At 34.7% G+C, this 17,454-nt stretch carries 13 protein-coding genes and 1 tRNA gene; 7 read left to right on the forward strand and 7 right to left on the reverse strand.

Annotation, left to right across the window (positions count from 1 at the left end; all coding sequences use genetic code 11):
• Position 1 precedes the first annotated feature (1 nt).
• Both V7M80_RS04480 and V7M80_RS04485 read right to left on the reverse strand, forming a co-directional pair.
• Entirely contained in the window at positions 2 to 169 is a 168-nt protein-coding gene (locus tag V7M80_RS04480) for a hypothetical protein (RefSeq protein WP_333694321.1), read from the reverse strand.
• The gene (locus V7M80_RS04485; RefSeq protein ID WP_333694323.1) at positions 166 to 1,695 is read right to left on the reverse strand and encodes a GH3 auxin-responsive promoter family protein; all 1,530 of its coding nucleotides are present in this window, start codon (positions 1,693 to 1,695) and stop codon (positions 166 to 168) included. The genes V7M80_RS04480 and V7M80_RS04485 overlap by 4 nt, the downstream gene beginning before the upstream one ends.
• A 127-nt stretch (positions 1,696 to 1,822) precedes the next feature.
• On the opposite strand from V7M80_RS04485, the gene V7M80_RS04490 reads away from it, so the two are divergent.
• From V7M80_RS04490 to V7M80_RS04505, 4 genes are all read left to right on the forward strand, one after another.
• A complete protein-coding gene (locus tag V7M80_RS04490; RefSeq protein WP_333694325.1) occupies positions 1,823 to 2,617 on the forward strand; it encodes a DUF2797 domain-containing protein in 795 nt (264 codons plus the stop codon).
• A 136-nt stretch (positions 2,618 to 2,753) separates the two neighbouring features.
• Positions 2,754 to 3,323 (forward strand): YceI family protein, encoded by a 570-nt coding sequence (locus V7M80_RS04495; RefSeq protein ID WP_333694327.1) that lies wholly within the window; start codon positions 2,754 to 2,756, stop codon positions 3,321 to 3,323.
• A 44-nt stretch (positions 3,324 to 3,367) separates the two neighbouring features.
• Positions 3,368 to 4,645, forward strand: coding sequence for a porin (locus V7M80_RS04500; protein ID WP_333694328.1), 1,278 nt, complete (start codon positions 3,368 to 3,370; stop codon positions 4,643 to 4,645).
• Positions 4,646 to 4,657: 12 nt separating this feature from the next.
• Positions 4,658 to 5,179: a hypothetical protein gene (locus V7M80_RS04505; protein WP_333694330.1), complete on the forward strand. Its 522-nt coding sequence runs from the start codon at positions 4,658 to 4,660 to the stop codon at positions 5,177 to 5,179.
• Positions 5,180 to 5,230: 51 nt separating this feature from the next.
• On the opposite strand, the gene V7M80_RS04510 is transcribed toward V7M80_RS04505, so the two are convergent.
• From V7M80_RS04510 to sppA, 3 genes are all read right to left on the reverse strand, one after another.
• Positions 5,231 to 7,831, reverse strand: a complete 2,601-nt coding sequence (locus tag V7M80_RS04510; protein WP_333694331.1) for an AsmA-like C-terminal region-containing protein — start codon at positions 7,829 to 7,831, stop codon at positions 5,231 to 5,233.
• Positions 7,832 to 7,871: 40 nt separating this feature from the next.
• Positions 7,872 to 8,561, reverse strand: coding sequence for a queuosine precursor transporter (locus V7M80_RS04515; RefSeq protein ID WP_333694333.1), 690 nt, complete (start codon positions 8,559 to 8,561; stop codon positions 7,872 to 7,874).
• 108 nt (positions 8,562 to 8,669) lie between these two features.
• Positions 8,670 to 10,439 carry a signal peptide peptidase SppA gene (sppA, locus tag V7M80_RS04520; protein WP_333694334.1) on the reverse strand — a complete coding sequence of 590 codons (1,770 nt, stop codon included), beginning with the start codon at positions 10,437 to 10,439 and terminating at the stop codon, positions 8,670 to 8,672.
• Positions 10,440 to 10,591: 152 nt separating this feature from the next.
• Here sppA and folK point away from each other — a divergent pair, with 152 nt between their 5' ends.
• Positions 10,592 to 11,725, forward strand: a complete 1,134-nt coding sequence (gene folK, locus V7M80_RS04525; protein ID WP_333694335.1) for a 2-amino-4-hydroxy-6-hydroxymethyldihydropteridine diphosphokinase — start codon at positions 10,592 to 10,594, stop codon at positions 11,723 to 11,725.
• On the opposite strand, the gene V7M80_RS04530 is transcribed toward folK, so the two are convergent.
• Entirely contained in the window at positions 11,722 to 13,848 is a 2,127-nt protein-coding gene (locus V7M80_RS04530; protein ID WP_333694336.1) for an Ig-like domain-containing protein, read from the reverse strand. The two genes, folK and V7M80_RS04530, sit on opposite strands and share 4 nt — an antisense overlap.
• A gap of 50 nt (positions 13,849 to 13,898) precedes the next feature.
• The gene (locus tag V7M80_RS04535; protein ID WP_333694337.1) at positions 13,899 to 14,435 is read right to left on the reverse strand and encodes an RNA methyltransferase; all 537 of its coding nucleotides are present in this window, start codon (positions 14,433 to 14,435) and stop codon (positions 13,899 to 13,901) included.
• A gap of 174 nt (positions 14,436 to 14,609) precedes the next feature.
• Here V7M80_RS04535 and mutS point away from each other — a divergent pair, with 174 nt between their 5' ends.
• Positions 14,610 to 17,177 (forward strand): DNA mismatch repair protein MutS, encoded by a 2,568-nt coding sequence (gene mutS, locus V7M80_RS04540; RefSeq protein WP_333694352.1) that lies wholly within the window; start codon positions 14,610 to 14,612, stop codon positions 17,175 to 17,177.
• A 137-nt stretch (positions 17,178 to 17,314) separates the two neighbouring features.
• A tRNA-Gly gene (locus V7M80_RS04545) sits at positions 17,315 to 17,387 on the forward strand.
• Positions 17,388 to 17,454 lie beyond the last annotated feature (67 nt).

Here is a 17,454-nt window from a genome sequence, read left to right on the forward strand (position 1 = left end):
ATTATACCAATCCTGAAGTTTTTACTTCAGGATTTTTTTGTGGTAGTTGTTTGTCCCAAATGTCTTTTTTCACATCAATACCGCATCTTCTGGGGCCGCAACCCAATCTTCTGGGACCACAGGAACAAAATACAATTAAAATAAAAAGGACAAAAACAATCTTTTTCATGAGTGGGTATAAGTGAGTTGCATTGATTTTAATTGCTCCAAATAAGTTCTTTCATTAGATAGTCGGGGAATTTTGTGTTGGCCTCCCAACTTGTCTTTATCTTTTAGCCAATCATAAAACAATTGCGGTCTGGCTATATTGAGTATCAACGGATTTAAAGTCATGTTATTGCGTCTCTTCGCTTCATAATCAGAATTTAAAGATTGAAGGGTAGAATCTAAGATTTGGGAAAATTCGGCATAGTCCTGGGGGGCTTTTTTAAATTCAATCATCCACTCATGAGCTCCTTTTTCTTTTCCACTCATAAAAACAGGAGCTACAGTATAATCAATAACTTCGGCTTGAGTAGCCAAACAGGCTTGAGCAAGGGCCTTATCTGTGTTTTCAACGATGAGTTCTTCTCCAAATACATTTATAAAATGTTTGGTTCTACCCGTTACTTTTATACGATAGGGATTTAATGAGGTAAATCGAACCGTATCTCCAATCATGTAACGCCATAAACCGGAATTGGTAGTTATTACAACGGCATAATTTTTAAAAAGTTCTACTTCTGCCAATCGAACTATTTTTTGAGAAGCAGTTCCAAAGGTATCCATAGGGATAAATTCATAAAAAATCCCATAGTCGAGCATCAGCAATAATTCATCAGAATTGTTTTGATCCTGAATGGCAAAAAAACCTTCAGATGCATTGTATATTTCGTAATAATTGAAATCTTTTTTCGGGAATAAATTTTTATACTGCTCTCTATAAGGCTCAAAACTTACTCCGCCATGAAAATATACTTCGGCATTGGGCCAAATTTCCAATAAATTTGATTTTCCGGTTTGTTCTAAAACTTTATTCAATAAGACCAGCATCCAAGAAGGAACTCCGGCCAAACTAGTCACATCTTCATGTATAGTTTCATGAACAATAGCCTGAAGTTTTATTTCCCAATCTCCCATTAAAGAAACTCTATTGCTGGGAGTTGAACTAAATTCGGCCCAAATGGGCATGTTGTCAATTAGAATTGCAGATAAATCACCAAAAAAAGTATTGTTGTCTTGATACAGTTCTTTACTACCGCCCAACCGAAGACTTTTTCCAACAAAAAGTTGAGAATCTTCATTGTTGTTTAAATACAAGCTCAATAAATCTTTACTCGCTTTATAATGACAGTTTTCCAGAGCTTCATGACTTACCGGTATAAATTTGCTTTTTGCATTTGTGGTTCCACTCGATTTGGCAAACCATTTTATCGAAGTAGGCCAAAAAATATTTTGCATCCCTTTACGGGTTTGTTCTATCATGGGTTCCAAATCTTCATAAGTAGAAATTGGAATTCTTTGAGCAAATGTTTCATAACTCTTTATCGTAAAGAAATCATATTGCCTGCCCAGTACAGTGTTTTCAGCCGTTTTTACTAATGAAAACAACAATTCTTCCTGAACCTCATTAGGATATTTAATAAACAGTTCAATTTGATGAATCCGTTTTTTTAAAATCCAAGTTGCTATTGAATTAATAATAGGTAATGGCATTCGGAACGCAATTAGAATAAGTTAATTTTAATTTGAAAAACAGCAAACAAAAACTATTTTTACACTTTCACCAAAAGTACTAATTTTTAAACAATTGGTGTTTTTTTAATTTTTTAATCTTTATGCCATGATTTACGAAGGTGTTTTAAATAAAATGCAAACCGAAATGGGAAACCCTATTCAATACTATTTGGTTTTTGAATCTAGTTTTTTGCCTGTAAATCAACTTTTGGATAAAGATATAGAAATTACTTTTCAGGGTTACCAATGTTTAAATTGCGGGAAAAAGAAAAAAATCTTCAGACAAGGGTTTTGTTATGATTGTTTTAATTCGAGTGCCTCTGCCGGAGATTGGATTATGAAGCCTGAACTAAGTAAAGCTCATTTGGATATTGAAGACCGAGATTTGGAGTATGAAAAAAAAGTACAACTTCAACCTCATATTGTATATCTGGCACTTTCCAGCGAAATAAAAGTGGGTGTTACCCGTAAATCTCAAGTTCCAACCCGTTGGATAGATCAGGGTGCTTCAGAAGCTATCCCAATAGTAGAAGTGCCAAATAGATATTTAGCCGGAATAACCGAAGTAACACTCAAAAAGTGGTATGCAGATAAAACCCAATGGCAAAAAATGCTCAAAAATGAAGTTTCATCATCATCCTTGGAGTTAGAGCGTAAAAAAATATATCCGTTACTACCCCAAGAGGTACAGCCTTATTTTTTATCAACACAAGCTTTTTTAACGCAATTGCATTATCCGGTTCTATCATATCCTACTAAAGTATTGAGTTTGAATTTAGATAAAACACCTCATTTTTCTGGAAAATTAAAAGGAATAAAAGGACAATACCTCTTGTTTCAGGATGGAACCGTCTTTAACATACGAACCTTTGAAGGCTATGTGGTTCAAATTTCCTTTTAATGTAGGAATAGTTCGGTTTAAATTGTCAAATTTTATTCATTTTAAAACTAAAAATTTTACTAAACCCTGATATTTATCATTTAAATCCTCGTTAAATCGACCGAGATTTGTACCATAATTTAAAAACTAAATTAGTATGAAACTCAGTCGTATTACCCCAAACCTCCTTTTAGTTGTAAGTTTATTCTTTTTATCTCTAGGAGCACAATCCCAAACTAATTATACCGTTCAACCCAATTCCAAACTTAAAATAACAGGAACTTCATCTTTGCATGATTGGGAAATGGTTTCTTCAGCCGCTTCAGGTAAAGCCGTTTTAGAAGTAGCCAATACAGAATTAAAGGCTATCAAAAGTATTACTGTAGAAATGCAAGCAGAAAGTTTAAAAAGCGGAAAAAGCGGTATGGATAAAAATGCCTACAAAGCTTTAAAAACCGATCAATTTAAAACCGTAAAATTTGAACTTAAATCGGCAGTACTTGTAAAAGAAGGCGAATGGACTTTTACCGGGACCTTTACAATAGCAGGAGTATCTAAACCAGCAGTATTTAAAGTTCTCGCAAAAACTGTAGCCGGAGTTACCACTTTTGACGGAAGTTACAAATGCAAACTTACCGATTTTGGCATCAAACCCCCAACCGCATTAATGGGTACAGTAAAAACCGGTGACGATGTAACATTTGTATTTAACGTAGCATTCAAATAACCTTTAAATAAATATAACAAAAACCTCTTAATTTACAAATCATTATGAAATCAATTTTAATCAGTGCAATTGCCTTAATTGGGGCAATCACTATAGGACAAGCTCAACAACTTCCAAACTGGAGACCGTATGACAAGAATGGACTCAACATGTTTGAGCCGCCTAAAGACACAGCAACAACTTTTAAAGACGTACGCGTTAAAGTTGGAGGAGCCTTTGCTTTACAATACCAAGCTTTAGATCATGAAAACAATGCTACTCCGGTTTTGGTTAATAATGTGAATACAACTGAGTTAATTGCAATTGGAAACAATTTCAACTTGGCAACAGCCAACTTAGATTTAGATGTTGAATTGTATGACGGTGTTAACCTTCACTTACGTACGTATCTTTCTTCTCGTCACCACCCAGAGCCCTATGTAAAAGGCGGTTACATCCAAATTGATAAATTAAACTTTATCCGTCAAGGATTCCTTGCCGAGACTATGAAATATATGACTATCAAAATTGGTCACATGGAAAACAACTATGGTGATGCACACTTTAGAAGATCAGACAATGCATTAGCTTTATACAATCCGTTTGTTGGAAATTATATCATGGATGCATTTACTACCGAGGTAGGTGCTGAGGTATACTACCAAAGAAACGGTTGGTTGGCCATGGTGGGTGCAACTAATGGAAAGTTAAACCAAGGAGCAAACAATCCCGGTAAAACAAGTCCATCTACGATGTTGAAATTAGGTTATGACAAACAAATTAACGATGATTTCCGTTTTAGATTAACAGGATCTCTTTACCATACAGCTCATTCTCAAAGAACGTATTTATATGGTGGTGATAGAGCCGGTTCTAGATACTATTTTGTAATGGAAAATACAACAGCAACATCAAAAGATAATTATTCTTCTGGTTTAATTGTTCCTGGATTTACAAATGAATTAACTGCTATAATGATTAACCCATTTATTCGTTATAAAGGAATAGAATTCTTTGGATTGGTTGAAAAAACTTCCGGTAAAGCTACAGCTGAAACAGATACAAGAGATTTTACACAAATTGGTGCCGAATTACTGTATCGTTTTGGAAAAAATGAAAACCTTTATGTAGGGGGTAGATACAACAATGTTACCGGAGAAACCAGAGCCGGTGAAGATGTAGATGTAACTCGATTCAATTTTGGTGGAGGTTGGTTTATGACCAAAAACATATTAGCCAAAATTGAATATGTGAACCAAAAATATGACGGATATAATGCCAATAATATCCTTCACGATGGTAAATTCAACGGATTTGTTTTTGAAGCTGTGATTTCTTTCTAAACTAGTTATAAAATGCGTGTTTTTGGCTTGATATTATTTGCAACAGGACTGCTGTTTTCATCATCCGAAGATTATTTGTTGGTCAGTACAAAACAGTTTACTGTGCAAGGTACTACATCAATTGGAGGTTTTGAATGTAACTATGACTTGAAAGCCAAAGACACGCTGTTTTTTAATAAAAAAAACAATTCAAAAATAGCACATACCATTCCGGTTAAACAATTTGGTTGTGGCAATTTTATGCTGAATCACGATTTCAGAAAAACATTGAAAGCTAAAGAATACCCGGAAATTAAAATCGAATTACTCAATTTTAAAAAAAAGGAAAACCAAGTATACTGTGATTTAAGCATGGAATTGGTTGGAAAACAAAAAACCTACAAGAATCTGACTTTAAAATTGGATAAAAACAAATTAAAAGGAGATGTCGTAATTTTTTTTAATGAATTCGATTTAACGCCTCCCAAGAAAATGGGCGGAATGGTTAAAGTTAAAGACGAAATAAAATTATCTGTTTGCTTACTTGTTGATTAGAATTAATAATAGCAAAAGGAAAACCCCAACAATTGTTGGGGTTTTTTAGTTTTAATTTTTCTTTTTCAATAAACTATTCAGTCCTTCTTTAACTTTATTTTTAACGGCTTCTTCGGCTTTAGCTTTGGTTTCTTCTTTTGTTGCCGGTGTAGTGGTTTGGGCTGTATCGCCGGGTTTGGTATTCGAGTTTAATAAATTACCAAGTGCCGATGTGCCTTGATTAACCAGTCTTTGTTTTTGTTGTTGAATAAGCTGATTGGCTAATTGAGTCGTAGCTTGTTTCATGTCGGTAGAAATTTTAGGACTTCCAAAATTACCTCCCAAAACAGCATTAACCGGAATGTTTTCAATTTTAGCAGCATCTGCAGGGCTTAATCTGGAAAGAAGATTTGTTACTTCGGGACCTAAATATTTTGCAGGGACATCTAATTTTAAATTGTAATTTAGAGTTTGGTCAAATCCATGGGTTCCACCTATTGTAATTTTGACATCTTGATAAGAAATATCAAAGGGAGTTACATTTACCCTTCCGTCTTTAAACGAAAGTTTCGTTTTCAAATCGTTAAGATTAAGTTTTTTTAAATCGATAAAATTAAATTGAGAATCTAAGGCATTCAATAAGGTAGAATTTGAAGCATTAACGGTAGTTGATAGAAGTTGTCCCATCAAATCGCCCGAAACGGATTTTAAATCCGGGGTAAGTTCTTTGGCATCTAAATTACCGGATAATTTGATTGTTGAGTTTAATTTACCGTTAATAATGTTGGCAATTGGAGCAATATTTTTCATTAAATCCAATTGAGTAAATGTTTCAGCAATTGAAACTGAGTTCAAGGCTAAGTCCATTGAGAAATTTGGAACTTTTTCTTTCGTAGAGACCATTCCGTTTAACCCAATTTGACCACCAAAAATGGAAGTTTTTACATTTTCCAAGGTGATTCTTTCATCTTTTACTATAAGTTTACCCGAAACGTCTTTCAAAGTTAAATTGTCATAAAAAACAGTTTGAGCTTTTGCGGTAATGCTGCAATCTAAAAAAGCAGGAATTTTTAATGCCTCTGTGGGTTTTTCAGTTGTTTTTCCGGCTTCTTCAGTAGTCATAAAATCAGAAACTGCTATTACATTTGAATTCATTGTAAAGCTTCCTTTTAAATTTTGATTTTTAAAGAGATAGCCATAAAAATTATCTAAAACTCCCGTAACATTTAAGTCGCTTTTTCCGGTTTTTGCTTCAAATTTTTGTAAATTTAATTGGCTTGGATTAAATTGTACTTGAGCCATTTGAATATCCATGCCTTTTCCATTATCATCGGTATATTTAAAACCTGTGAGTTGAACTGAACCCGAGTTTTGAATGTTTTGGTATTGTTCTTTTTCAACGGTTTGCATGTCAAATTTAGTTTGAACATCTGCTTTCAATATACCAGATAAGGGCTTATCTAAGGCAATAGGATAAGCTTGTGTTAAGTTCCCTAAATTTATAGTTCCTTTTAAAGCTGCGTCTATTAATGGGTTGATAGTTAGGTTTTTAATATTGGCTTTGGCCCAAAATACGTCTTGATCAATTTGAAACGAAAGCAAATCTAAATTTACAAAAGTATCTTCCACAAGTCCGGTTTCGTTTTTAATTTGGGTGTCTATTTTGATTTGTTTAACCGTTTTGGGAAGATCCGGAAATTTAAATGAGGCATTGTTTGAAGCAATTTTGATATCAAAAGAAGGAATTGTTTTTTCGGATAAAATTCCTTTGGCAAAACCATTTACTTTAAAATCTCCGGTTGTTTGAATTTTATCTAAGTCGCCTTTGTAAGCAGAGGGAATCAATCCTAAAAAATTTTTGAATGATGAAGTGGGTGTAAAAAATGACAAATCATACATTTGTCCGCTTTCAACCAATTGAATAAAACCCTTAAATTCCAGAGGTAATTGATTAATTAACGCTTTGTTGTCTTTAAATTCATATTTGCTATTTTCCAAATCAATTCCCAATACGGCATCCAGTTTTAAAGCCACTTGGTTCATGTAATTTACTTGGTCCATTTCAAAACTAAGATTGGCTGTAGTAAAAGTATTCAAGTCTAACTTTGAAGCGGCAAAGTCACCACTGCCTTTATGGTTTAAATCTGAGATTTGCAATTTCATTTTTGAACTTTCATCTGCATACAAAAACTTCCAGTTTTCAATTTCATAGTTTTGGATATGCAAAGCAAAAGGTTTGCTTTCTTCGTCTTTGGAATCCTTGTCTTCTTTTAATGCAATGTCAAAATTGTTAACACCATCGGCATTAAAAAGAACGGAAACTTGACCGTCTTTGCTGTAAAACGATTCCAAAATTAAAGGCTCTTTTTCGTCTTTAAAAAGTTCTTTAATTGACATTTTTAATTGCAATTCTCCGGCGTAAAACAAGGTGTCGCCTTCAAAAGGAGCTTTGTTAATTACACTCAAATGTTCAAGGGTTACATTGGCCTTGGGGAAGTTTCTAATAAAACTTAATTGAATGTCATCAAAAGCGACAGTGGCATCAATTTTTTCGTTTATCGATTTTAAAACCAATTCTTTAATCTTGTTTTTAAATAAAAAAGGAGAAACCAATAGTACGATGAATACAATGGCAAGGGAGATACCGGTTACTTTTAAAACTTTTTTTAACATACTGCTTTTTTTTAAATGAATATAATTTGAATGGGTTATACTAATCCAATTGGAGTTCTTCTCCTCTTTTTAAGTGAAATCTTTTTTGAAAATAAAAAACGGCCAAATAAAGCAAAGGGGTATCCAATAAAGCAATTAAAACTTTAAATAGGAACCCACTCAATAGCAGTGGGCCGAATAAATCCCAACTTAATATATCAAAACTACACAGCAAAAACAATACCGAAAAAGTGTCAACAAATTGAGAGGTAAAAGTTGAAAAATTGTTACGTAACCATAACTTTTTTCCATGGGTTACTTTTTTCCAAAAATGAAAGATTTGAATATCTATGTATTGAGCAGCCAAATAGGCTATCATGGATGCCAAAACAGCCAGTGCCGTTTGACCAAATACTAAGCTAAATAGAGGGTCGTTTACCGGAGATTTTTCTATAGCGGGAACGGCGTTGGCTACATAAATGATAGCTAATGAAAAAACCGAAGCAAAAATACCGGTGGTTACTACTTGATTGGCTTTTTTCTTTCCGTATACTTCAGAAATTATATCGGTAATTAAAAAAGTGATGGGATAAGGAAGAATACCCACCGAAATTTCAAATCGGTACAAACCGAAAAAATCCCAATAAAAAAATTTTTGAAAAATTAAGTTAGATACAACTAAAGAAGCTATAAAAAGGGCTCCTAGTGTAAAATAGATTTTATAAGCCAATAGCTTTTCTTTTGTTTCCAATGTTTTTTTATCAAAAATAATCAAATTTAGGTTTTGTTTTTTGTTAACAAAAAAACAAAGTTTAAAAAAAATGGCCCCTAAGGGCCAATTATTTATTTCTGTGTAGAGTTATTGTATTCGAATTTCAAAGGGCAACAACATTTGAATCCCGGTTCGGGAGGTTGCTCTTTTTAATTGTTGTAAAGTTTGATAGTTTTCTTCTCCCAACTCATCTTTAAGCATTCTTTCTTTTGAGCGAGCAAAGGGAATTCCGTTTTGATCGTTTAAAAATTCCATTAAGGTTTTGTCAAATTCCGGGAAGTTTTCGGTTTTAAATTCTTTTAGTTTGGCCAATTTTGCAGCTTCGGCTATAGCCGTATCTAAGCTTCCTAATTGGTCTACCAAACCTATTTTTAAAGCTTCTGTTCCTGTCCAAATTCTGCCTTGAGCTATTGCATCTACTTGTTCATAAGTCATTTTTCTACCACTAGCTACACGATTTACAAAAGTTGTGTATATTTTTTCTACACTTTCTGTTGTAACAGATTTGAATTTTTCGTCAATGGGTTGAAACGGACTATATCCCATTGCATTATCATGGGTTTTAACTTGAGATGTATTTATTCCAATCTTTTTGCTGAATTCAGTCATGTTGGGTAATACTCCAAAAACACCAATAGATCCCGTAATCGTGCTGGGTTCGGCTATAATTTTAGAGGCGTTACATGCTATATAATAACCTCCAGAAGCGGCCAAATTGCCCATAGAGACTACAACCGGTTTGGTTTTTTTGGTAAGTTCAATTTCTCTCCAAATCAGTTCTGAAGTAAGTGCACTTCCTCCCGGACTATCAATACGAAGTACAACTGCTTTAATTTTGTCATTGGTTCGAGCTTCTTGTAAAGCGTTACGCATAGCTCCTTCGCCAATTACATTTACGTCTCCCTTGCCTCCTAAAATTTCTCCTTGAGCGTAAATAATTGCAATTTTATTTTTAGAACTACCGCCTGAAAGACTTAAAGATTGGTTTCGGGCATAATCTGAAATGCTAATTTTGTTGTAATCGTCATCTTTTTCAACCTGAAGTGCTTTTTTAATACCTGCATGAAATTCGTCTTCATAGCCAATTTTATCTACCAATTTTTTGTTCAAAGCCATTTCGGGTGTACGTGCCGATAAATTGTGTGCTATTTGATTTACTGAATCTAGAGGGATTTTTCTGCTTTCAGAGATGTCTTTTGCAATGGTTTCCCAAGCCGAATTAAGCAAAGCTAATATTTGCTCTCTATTTTCGGGACTCATTTCACTGGAAAGAAAAGGTTCTACTGCACTTTTGTATTTTCCATGTCGAATGACTTCCATTTTGATACCGGTTTTCTCTTGAATGTCTTTAAAAAACATAACCTCTGAGGCTAGACCTTTGAAGTCTATTTCTCCTACCGGATTTACATAAATGGTGTCGGCTACAGAGTTGATGTAATATTCTCTTTGCGTAAAATAGTTGGCATAAGAAACCACAAATTTTCCTGATTTTTTAAATTCAACCAATTTGTCTCTTAATGCTTTTGATTGAGCTAAACCCAGTGAATTTGAACTGTTCACTAAAGTTACCCCTTTAATTTTTGAATCACTTTTTGCGGCATCAAGGGCGTTAAGAACATCTGTAAAGCCTATTGGAGCTTCATTTGAGAAGAGGGTTACCCAAGGGTCGGTATATTTTCCGGTGTAATCCAGTGTAATATTGTCCAAGTTTAATTCAATTACAGAATTGGATTCTACTTTTACGGTATCCGATCCGCTTCCTGCAATTGCACCAAATATCATTAACCCGAAAAAAAGCAACATAAAAAAGACAAATAGTCCAATTAGTGTAGCCAATACATTTCCTAAAAATTTCATTTTTACAATTTTTTATTATTATATCTAATTAGTAGACTTTCATTAGATTATGTTACAATTTCAGATTTTGGTTTTTTCAAATCCGGAAACTTATCAACACAACGTGCAAATATAGGTTATTTCTAAAATAGTTTTAGTTATTTTGTCATTCTATGAGTACGCAAAATCAAGTTGTTTTATCAATAGGTAGTAACGAAGAAAATCGTCTGGAAAACATACGATTAGCTGTTCGTTTGATTCACGAAAATATAGCCACTGTGGTTACGGTTTCCGATGTGTATGAGAGTTCATCATGGGGTTTTGATGGGCATTCATTCTACAACTGTGCTGTGGTAATTCATACCAATAAAGATTCTCATTTTGTTTTACAAAAGGTGTTAGAGATTGAAAAACAGATGGGAAGAGTTCGAAAAGAATCAAATTCTTACGAGAACAGAATTATTGATATTGATGTTATTACTTTTAATGAAGAAATCATCCAGACAGAACAATTGAGTGTGCCTCATCCTCACATGGATAAGAGACGATTTGTTTTAATCCCGATGCGAGATTTGAATTTAGATTGGCGTCATCCGATTTTACAAAAATACCTACCGGAATTGGTTCAAATAACCGAAGATAAAAGTGCTATAAAAAAAGTAGCCAAGTTAGATTCTCCTTTGGGTTCAATTCCGCTTCAAAAGTTTAACTATATTGCTATTGAAGGAAATATTGGTGCCGGAAAAACTACTTTATCTACTAAAATTTCTGAAGATTTTAATGCCAAATTGGTTTTGGAACGCTTTGCAGACAATCCTTTCTTACCCAAATTTTATGAAGATCAAAACCGATATGCTTTTCCGTTAGAAATGTCATTTTTGGCTGATAGATACCAACAATTAACAGATGATTTGGCTCAGTTTGATTTGTTTAAAGATTTTATTGTGGCAGATTATCACATATTTAAATCGCTAATTTTTGCTAAAGTAACGCTTCATGAAGATGAATACCGTTTGTACAAAACCATGTTTGATATCATTTACAAGGAAATGCCCAAACCGGATTTGTACGTTTATTTATACCAAAATACAACACAATTATTAGAAAATATTAAAAACAGAGGAAGAGCTTATGAGCAACAAATTCCGGCTGAATATTTGGAAAAAATCAATCAAGGGTATTTAGATTACATCAAAACCCAAACCCATTTGAATGTATTAATTATTGATGTTTCGGATAAAGACTTTGTAGAAAATCAAGAAGATTATATTTATATTCTAAATCAAATTCAAACCAAACTAGGCTAACGTACCAACGAAAAGTGCCCTTTTTGTACGGGTGTACCATCGCTTATTTTTAAAGTATACCAATAATCATCGGCAGGTACGTTTTTACCATTCAATCTGCCGTCCCAACTTATGTCGTTTGGAGTTAATACTTTAATTAGTTTTCCATACCGATTGAAAATAGATAATGATGCACCCGGAAAAAGCGATAAACCTTTGGGTTCAAAACGATCATTGTGTCCATCATTATTGGGCGAAAAAAAGGCAGGAACTAAAACCAACTTGAAATCTTGAGTAGTAAGGCCACAATTGTTTTTTTCCTGAACTATAACAGTGTACAACCCGCCTTCAATTAATTGAAAAACAGGGCTATCTTGAAAATAAAATCCATCTATAGAATATTCATACATGCCGTTTCCAACAGCAAAAATTTGTACTGTATTGCCGTTTATTTGTATGGCAGTTATTTCCGGAGATTCGTATTGCGTAAGAGTGAAGGTTTTGGTTTTAGAACAGTTCCCGGGGTTTAAAAGCGATACAGTAACCGTATAGTTGTTTCCGGAATTGACCTCAATAGTACGGGTAGTTTCTCCGGTAGACCATAGATAGGTTGCATTGTTAACCCCGGCATCAAGTACAGAGGTTGAACCTAAACATGTAATAATGGTTTCATCTTCAATTTCTGGTAAATCGTAATAATTGATATTTATCGGTATTCTGGGGGATACACTACAACCATTCGTTGTAGCCGATACATAAAAGGTGGTATTTTGGGTAAGAATTGGTGTTGTAAAGTTTGTTCCTGTTGCCAATATGTTTTCCTCTGTTGGATGAGAAAACCATTGAATCGTTCCAGAAGTACTCGAGGCGGATAAAGTAACTGAGTTTGTTCCACAAACCGATACGGAAGTATTTGTAGTAATTTCCGGTATGGCAGTAATGGTAGCCGTAATTGGTGTTCTTTGACCACTAAAACAGCCTATTTCAAAAGCATCAACATAATAGGTTGTATTTTGATCTAGAATTGGGGTATCAAATGAATTTCCAGTAGCAATAGGAGTCCCTCCGGAAGATTGAGTATACCATTTTACAACCCCAGATGTAGAATTAGCTGTCAAAGTTACACTGCCAGAACCACATCTTGAGGCCCCAACTGCTTGGGTTATAGTTGGAATAGTTAAGGTTGTACTGGTAGCTATTTGTAAAACCGGATCACCTGGCATACCCCCGTATTCTACAATATAACCTTTAGGTTGGTAGTTACCACTGGCATCTCCGGTATTGGACAAATCATTCCAAGATCCCGGAATACCAACGCCGGGTGCAGTAATGTGGGCATAGTCTTCATTTCCGAGATTATTGGGTTCATTCGTGTTCCATTTGGCATAATTTGGAGTTGTTCCATTGGCACCTCCATTCCAAAAAACCGTTCCGGCTTCTGGTCCTGTCATCCATTTCCAAACACCTTCCGTTTCTTCATCACTACCCCCAATCCATCCGGCACCCGAGGCTTGCTCTCCGGAAAGTTGAGCTTCGTCGTCTGCTGTAATAGTAGCTAAATAGCCTTGTAAACCATAATAAGTGCTGTTTTCGGCAGCTATTTTTGCATTTTGCCAAGTTATTCCTAAAGCAGGAACATATTGGTAATAATGACCGTTTGATGGTAAAAAATTAGCCTGACCAACCGTAATAGAAAATGTACGATTGCCGGTTGGGTTAGGTGATGAGTTCGAAAAAACGATATTTTGTATCGCATTTATCAAAGCAACATAGGTGGGTTGACCACTTGATCCTGTAAGCGTAAGTTTTCCTGTAGTTGCATCCCAGCTACTAATGAGGGTGGGGTGATTTCCCAGTAATGTAAGATTGTCTTGACCCAAGACATAACCCGATGATATTTGAATGTATACGGCATCAATTCCGGTGTCATCCGGGTCAATAATAGATATTTGATTTACAATTCGAACTTGAGTACCCGGGCAATAACTCGCGTTTCCTATGGCCGAAAGTATTGGGGCTTCATTAATAACCGTAAAAGGTTTTGTTTGAGTGTTCTTTAAAGCATTGGAAAACTCTAGTGGAATTCCTGAATTGATACTCCAAAACGGAAAAAGAGAAACAAGAAGAATTACAAATCTATTCATCTTGTAAAAATAGAATTTAGTTGTGATATTTCTGTCAAAATGAATTCATCTTAACTTGAAATTATCAATTTTTTAAAAATATCCCAAATTACAATTCCGGCACTTACCGATATGTTTAAGGAATGTTTTGTCCCCAATTGTGGAATTTCAATTACGCCATCACATTGATTTATAGCATCTTCGGAAACTCCCTTTACCTCGTTTCCGAAAATTAAAGCGTATTTTTGGGTTTGATTGACTTCAAAATCGGGAAGCATAATAGAATGTTCTACTTGTTCTACAGCCCAGATGGAAACTTTTTCATTTCTTAATAAAGCAATGACATCTGAAATGTTTTTACAATATTCCCACGCTACAGTTTCTGTAGCCCCTAATGCAGTTTTGTGTATTTCTTTATTAGGCGGAGTAGCAGTAATGCCACATAAATATATTTTTTCAATTAAAAAGGCATCCGAAGTTCTAAATACAGAACCAATATTGTGCAAACTTCTAATGTCGTCTAAAACTACAATTAAAGGTGTTTTTTCAGCATTGATAAACTCGTCTTTATTTTTTCTTCCGAGTTCAGAATTGGCAAGTTTTCTCATGTAGCAAAAATAACAAATGCAATTGGATTTTAGAAAAGGGAAAAGCGGACAAATTTTGGAATTTGGAATTTGTGTTTTGCCGTATCAATTTCGTATTTTTGAAATCCAATTCCAAAATTAGAACTCTTGTCAGCCAAAACCAATGTAGTAAAGGAACCAAAGGAAACCCCTTTGATGAAGCAATACAATCAGATAAAAGCCAAATATCCTGATGCTTGCTTGTTGTTTCGAGTAGGTGATTTTTATGAAACTTTCGGTGAAGATGCGGTTCGAGCTTCACAAATTCTGGGCATTGTATTAACCAAGAGAGGTGCGGGCTCTGAAACAGAAACCGCTTTAGCCGGATTTCCACATCATTCTTTAAACACCTATTTGCCCAAGTTGGTCAAAGCCGGATTACGTGTAGCCATTTGCGATCAATTAGAAGATCCCAAAATGACCAAGACTATTGTAAAAAGAGGAGTAACCGAGTTGGTAACTCCAGGTGTTTCAATGAATGACGAAGTTTTACATGCCAAGACAAATAATTTTTTAGCAGCTATTCATTTTGGAAAAAAACAGTTAGGTGTTTCGTTTTTAGATGTTTCTACAGGTGAGTTCCTTACTGCCCAAGGGAATGAAGAATATATTGATAAATTGTTGCAAAATTTCAATCCGAGTGAAATTTTAATTCCAAAACAAAACAAGAGTCAATTCCGTACCGCTTTTGGGGAGGATTATCATACGTTTTTTTTGGAAGATTGGGTATACAATGAAGATTATGGGGTTGAGGTTTTAACCAAACATTTTCAAACCAATTCTTTAAAGGGATTTGGAATTGAAGAATTGCAAGAAGGAATTGTAGCATCGGGAGCCATTTTGTATTACCTCTCCGAGACTCAGCACAATAAGATTCAGCATATTACATCTATTCAACGCATTGCAGAAGATGCTTATGTTTGGATGGATCGTTTTACGATTCGGAATTTAGAGTTGTATCACAGTTCCAATCCGAATGCAGTAACTCTTTTGGATGTTATTGATAAAACCCATTCACCTATGGGGGCAAGATTACTCAAACGTTGGTTGGCATTGCCATTAAAAGATGCTGTGAAAATCAATGCCCGACACGAAGTGGTCTCTTATTTAAAAGAAAATCAAGAAATCCTTCATAAAATTCAATACCAAATCAAACAGATTTCCGATTTAGAACGTTTGATTTCCAAAGTTGCTACGGGTAAAATTTCACCTCGAGAAGTCGTTTACTTATGTCAATCTTTGGAGGCAATACTTCCTGTAAAACAAATTGCTTTAGAAAGCCAAAATGAATCTTTGAAAGCTATAGGAGATAGTTTGCATAGTTGTGATTTATTGCGAGAGAAAATTAAAGTAACCTTACATCCCGATGCTCCTGTTTCTATTGCAAAAGGGAATGCCATAGCAAAAGGAATTCATCCGGAGTTGGATGAATTGCGGGCTATTTCTACCTCCGGAAAAGAATATTTAGAGGGTATTGAAGCCCGAGAATCCGAACGCACAGGTATTTCATCTTTAAAAATATCCTTCAATAACGTTTTTGGTTACTACATTGAAGTTCGCAATACACACAAAGACAAAGTACCCTCGGAGTGGATTCGAAAACAAACTTTAGTTAATGCAGAACGTTATATAACCGAAGAACTCAAAGAATATGAAACAAAAATTTTAGGTGCAGAAGATAAAATTCATCAATTAGAGAACCATTTGTTTGAACAATTGGTTTTGTGGATTGGAACTTATATTAAACCCGTGCAATTGAATGCCGGATTGATTGCACAAATGGATTGTTTGTGTTCTTTTACTCAATTGGCATTAGATTGCAACTATGTGCGACCCATATTGGATGAAACTTTTGATTTAGAAATTTCGAATGGCCGTCATCCTGTGATAGAAAAGCAATTACCTGTGGGAGTTCCCTACATAGCTAATGATGTTTTCTTGAATAGAGATTCACAGCAAATCATTATGATAACTGGTCCCAATATGTCGGGTAAATCAGCTATTTTAAGACAAACCGCGTTGATAGTTCTACTAGCTCAAATGGGAAGCTTTGTGCCGGCAGATTCGGTTCGAATGGGAATTATAGACAAGATATTTACTAGAGTGGGTGCTAGTGATAATATTTCTATGGGAGAATCTACTTTTATGGTTGAAATGAATGAAACCGCTTCCATCTTGAATAATATTTCCAACAGAAGTTTGGTTCTTTTGGATGAGATTGGTAGAGGTACCAGTACCTATGATGGTATTTCTATTGCTTGGGCAATAGCCGAGTATCTTCATGAACATCCCAATCAACCCAAAACGCTTTTTGCAACCCATTACCATGAGTTGAATGAGATGGAGGTAACTTTTGATAGAATTCAGAATTATAATGTTTCGGTTAAAGAGTTAAAAGACAATGTTTTATTTCTTAGAAAACTCATAAAAGGAGGTACCGCACATAGTTTTGGGATTCATGTAGCCAAAATGGCTGGAATGCCGCAATCGGTTATTCAAAAAGCACATAAAATTTTGAAAAAATTAGAAAAAAATCACTCTAGCGAAGAATTGATGGGAATTAAAGCTTCCAAAGATGAAATGCAATTGAGTTTTTTCAATTTAGACGATCCTTTGTTGGAAGAAATAAAAGATGAAATACTTGCGACTGATATAAATACGCTTACACCGGTTGAAGCCCTTATGAAGTTGAATGAAATTAAAAGAATGTTGCTCAAAAAGTAAAAGCTATTCTTTTAGAATTCAAAAAGTTACTTTTTTGAAGCTATTTTTTTTAAAAAAATGCTTGTAAAAGTAAATAAATATAGTACATTTGCATCCGCATTGCAACACAAGCAGTGCTGCTCTTACAAAATTTGAATGCGAAAATAGCTCAGTTGGTAGAGCACGACCTTGCCAAGGTCGGGGTCGCGGGTTCGAATCCCGTTTTTCGCTCAACTACCTTATAATGCTCGAGTGGTGGAATTGGTAGACACGCTGGACTTAAAATCCAGTGAACAGT

It is taken from the genome of Flavobacterium sp., from assembly GCF_036759525.1.
Classification (GTDB): Bacteria; Bacteroidota; Bacteroidia; order Flavobacteriales; family Flavobacteriaceae; genus Flavobacterium.

Excerpts from the sequence above, each read along its gene's own strand:
- V7M80_RS04480 (WP_333694321.1), bottom strand. The coding sequence starts at position 169 with ATGAAAAAGATTGTTTTTGTCCTTTTTATTTTAATTGTATTTTGTTCC.
- V7M80_RS04485 (WP_333694323.1), bottom strand. The coding sequence starts at position 1,695 with ATGCCATTACCTATTATTAATTCAATAGCAACTTGGATTTTAAAAAAA.
- V7M80_RS04490 (WP_333694325.1), top strand. The coding sequence starts at position 1,823 with ATGATTTACGAAGGTGTTTTAAATAAAATGCAAACCGAAATGGGAAAC.
- V7M80_RS04495 (WP_333694327.1), top strand. The coding sequence starts at position 2,754 with ATGAAACTCAGTCGTATTACCCCAAACCTCCTTTTAGTTGTAAGTTTA.
- V7M80_RS04500 (WP_333694328.1), top strand. The coding sequence starts at position 3,368 with ATGAAATCAATTTTAATCAGTGCAATTGCCTTAATTGGGGCAATCACT.
- V7M80_RS04505 (WP_333694330.1), top strand. The coding sequence starts at position 4,658 with ATGCGTGTTTTTGGCTTGATATTATTTGCAACAGGACTGCTGTTTTCA.
- V7M80_RS04510 (WP_333694331.1), bottom strand. The coding sequence starts at position 7,831 with ATGTTAAAAAAAGTTTTAAAAGTAACCGGTATCTCCCTTGCCATTGTA.
- sppA (WP_333694334.1), bottom strand. The coding sequence starts at position 10,439 with ATGAAATTTTTAGGAAATGTATTGGCTACACTAATTGGACTATTTGTC.
- folK (WP_333694335.1), top strand. The coding sequence starts at position 10,592 with ATGAGTACGCAAAATCAAGTTGTTTTATCAATAGGTAGTAACGAAGAA.
- V7M80_RS04530 (WP_333694336.1), bottom strand. The coding sequence starts at position 13,848 with ATGAATAGATTTGTAATTCTTCTTGTTTCTCTTTTTCCGTTTTGGAGT.
- V7M80_RS04535 (WP_333694337.1), bottom strand. The coding sequence starts at position 14,435 with ATGAGAAAACTTGCCAATTCTGAACTCGGAAGAAAAAATAAAGACGAG.
- mutS (WP_333694352.1), top strand. The coding sequence starts at position 14,610 with ATGAAGCAATACAATCAGATAAAAGCCAAATATCCTGATGCTTGCTTG.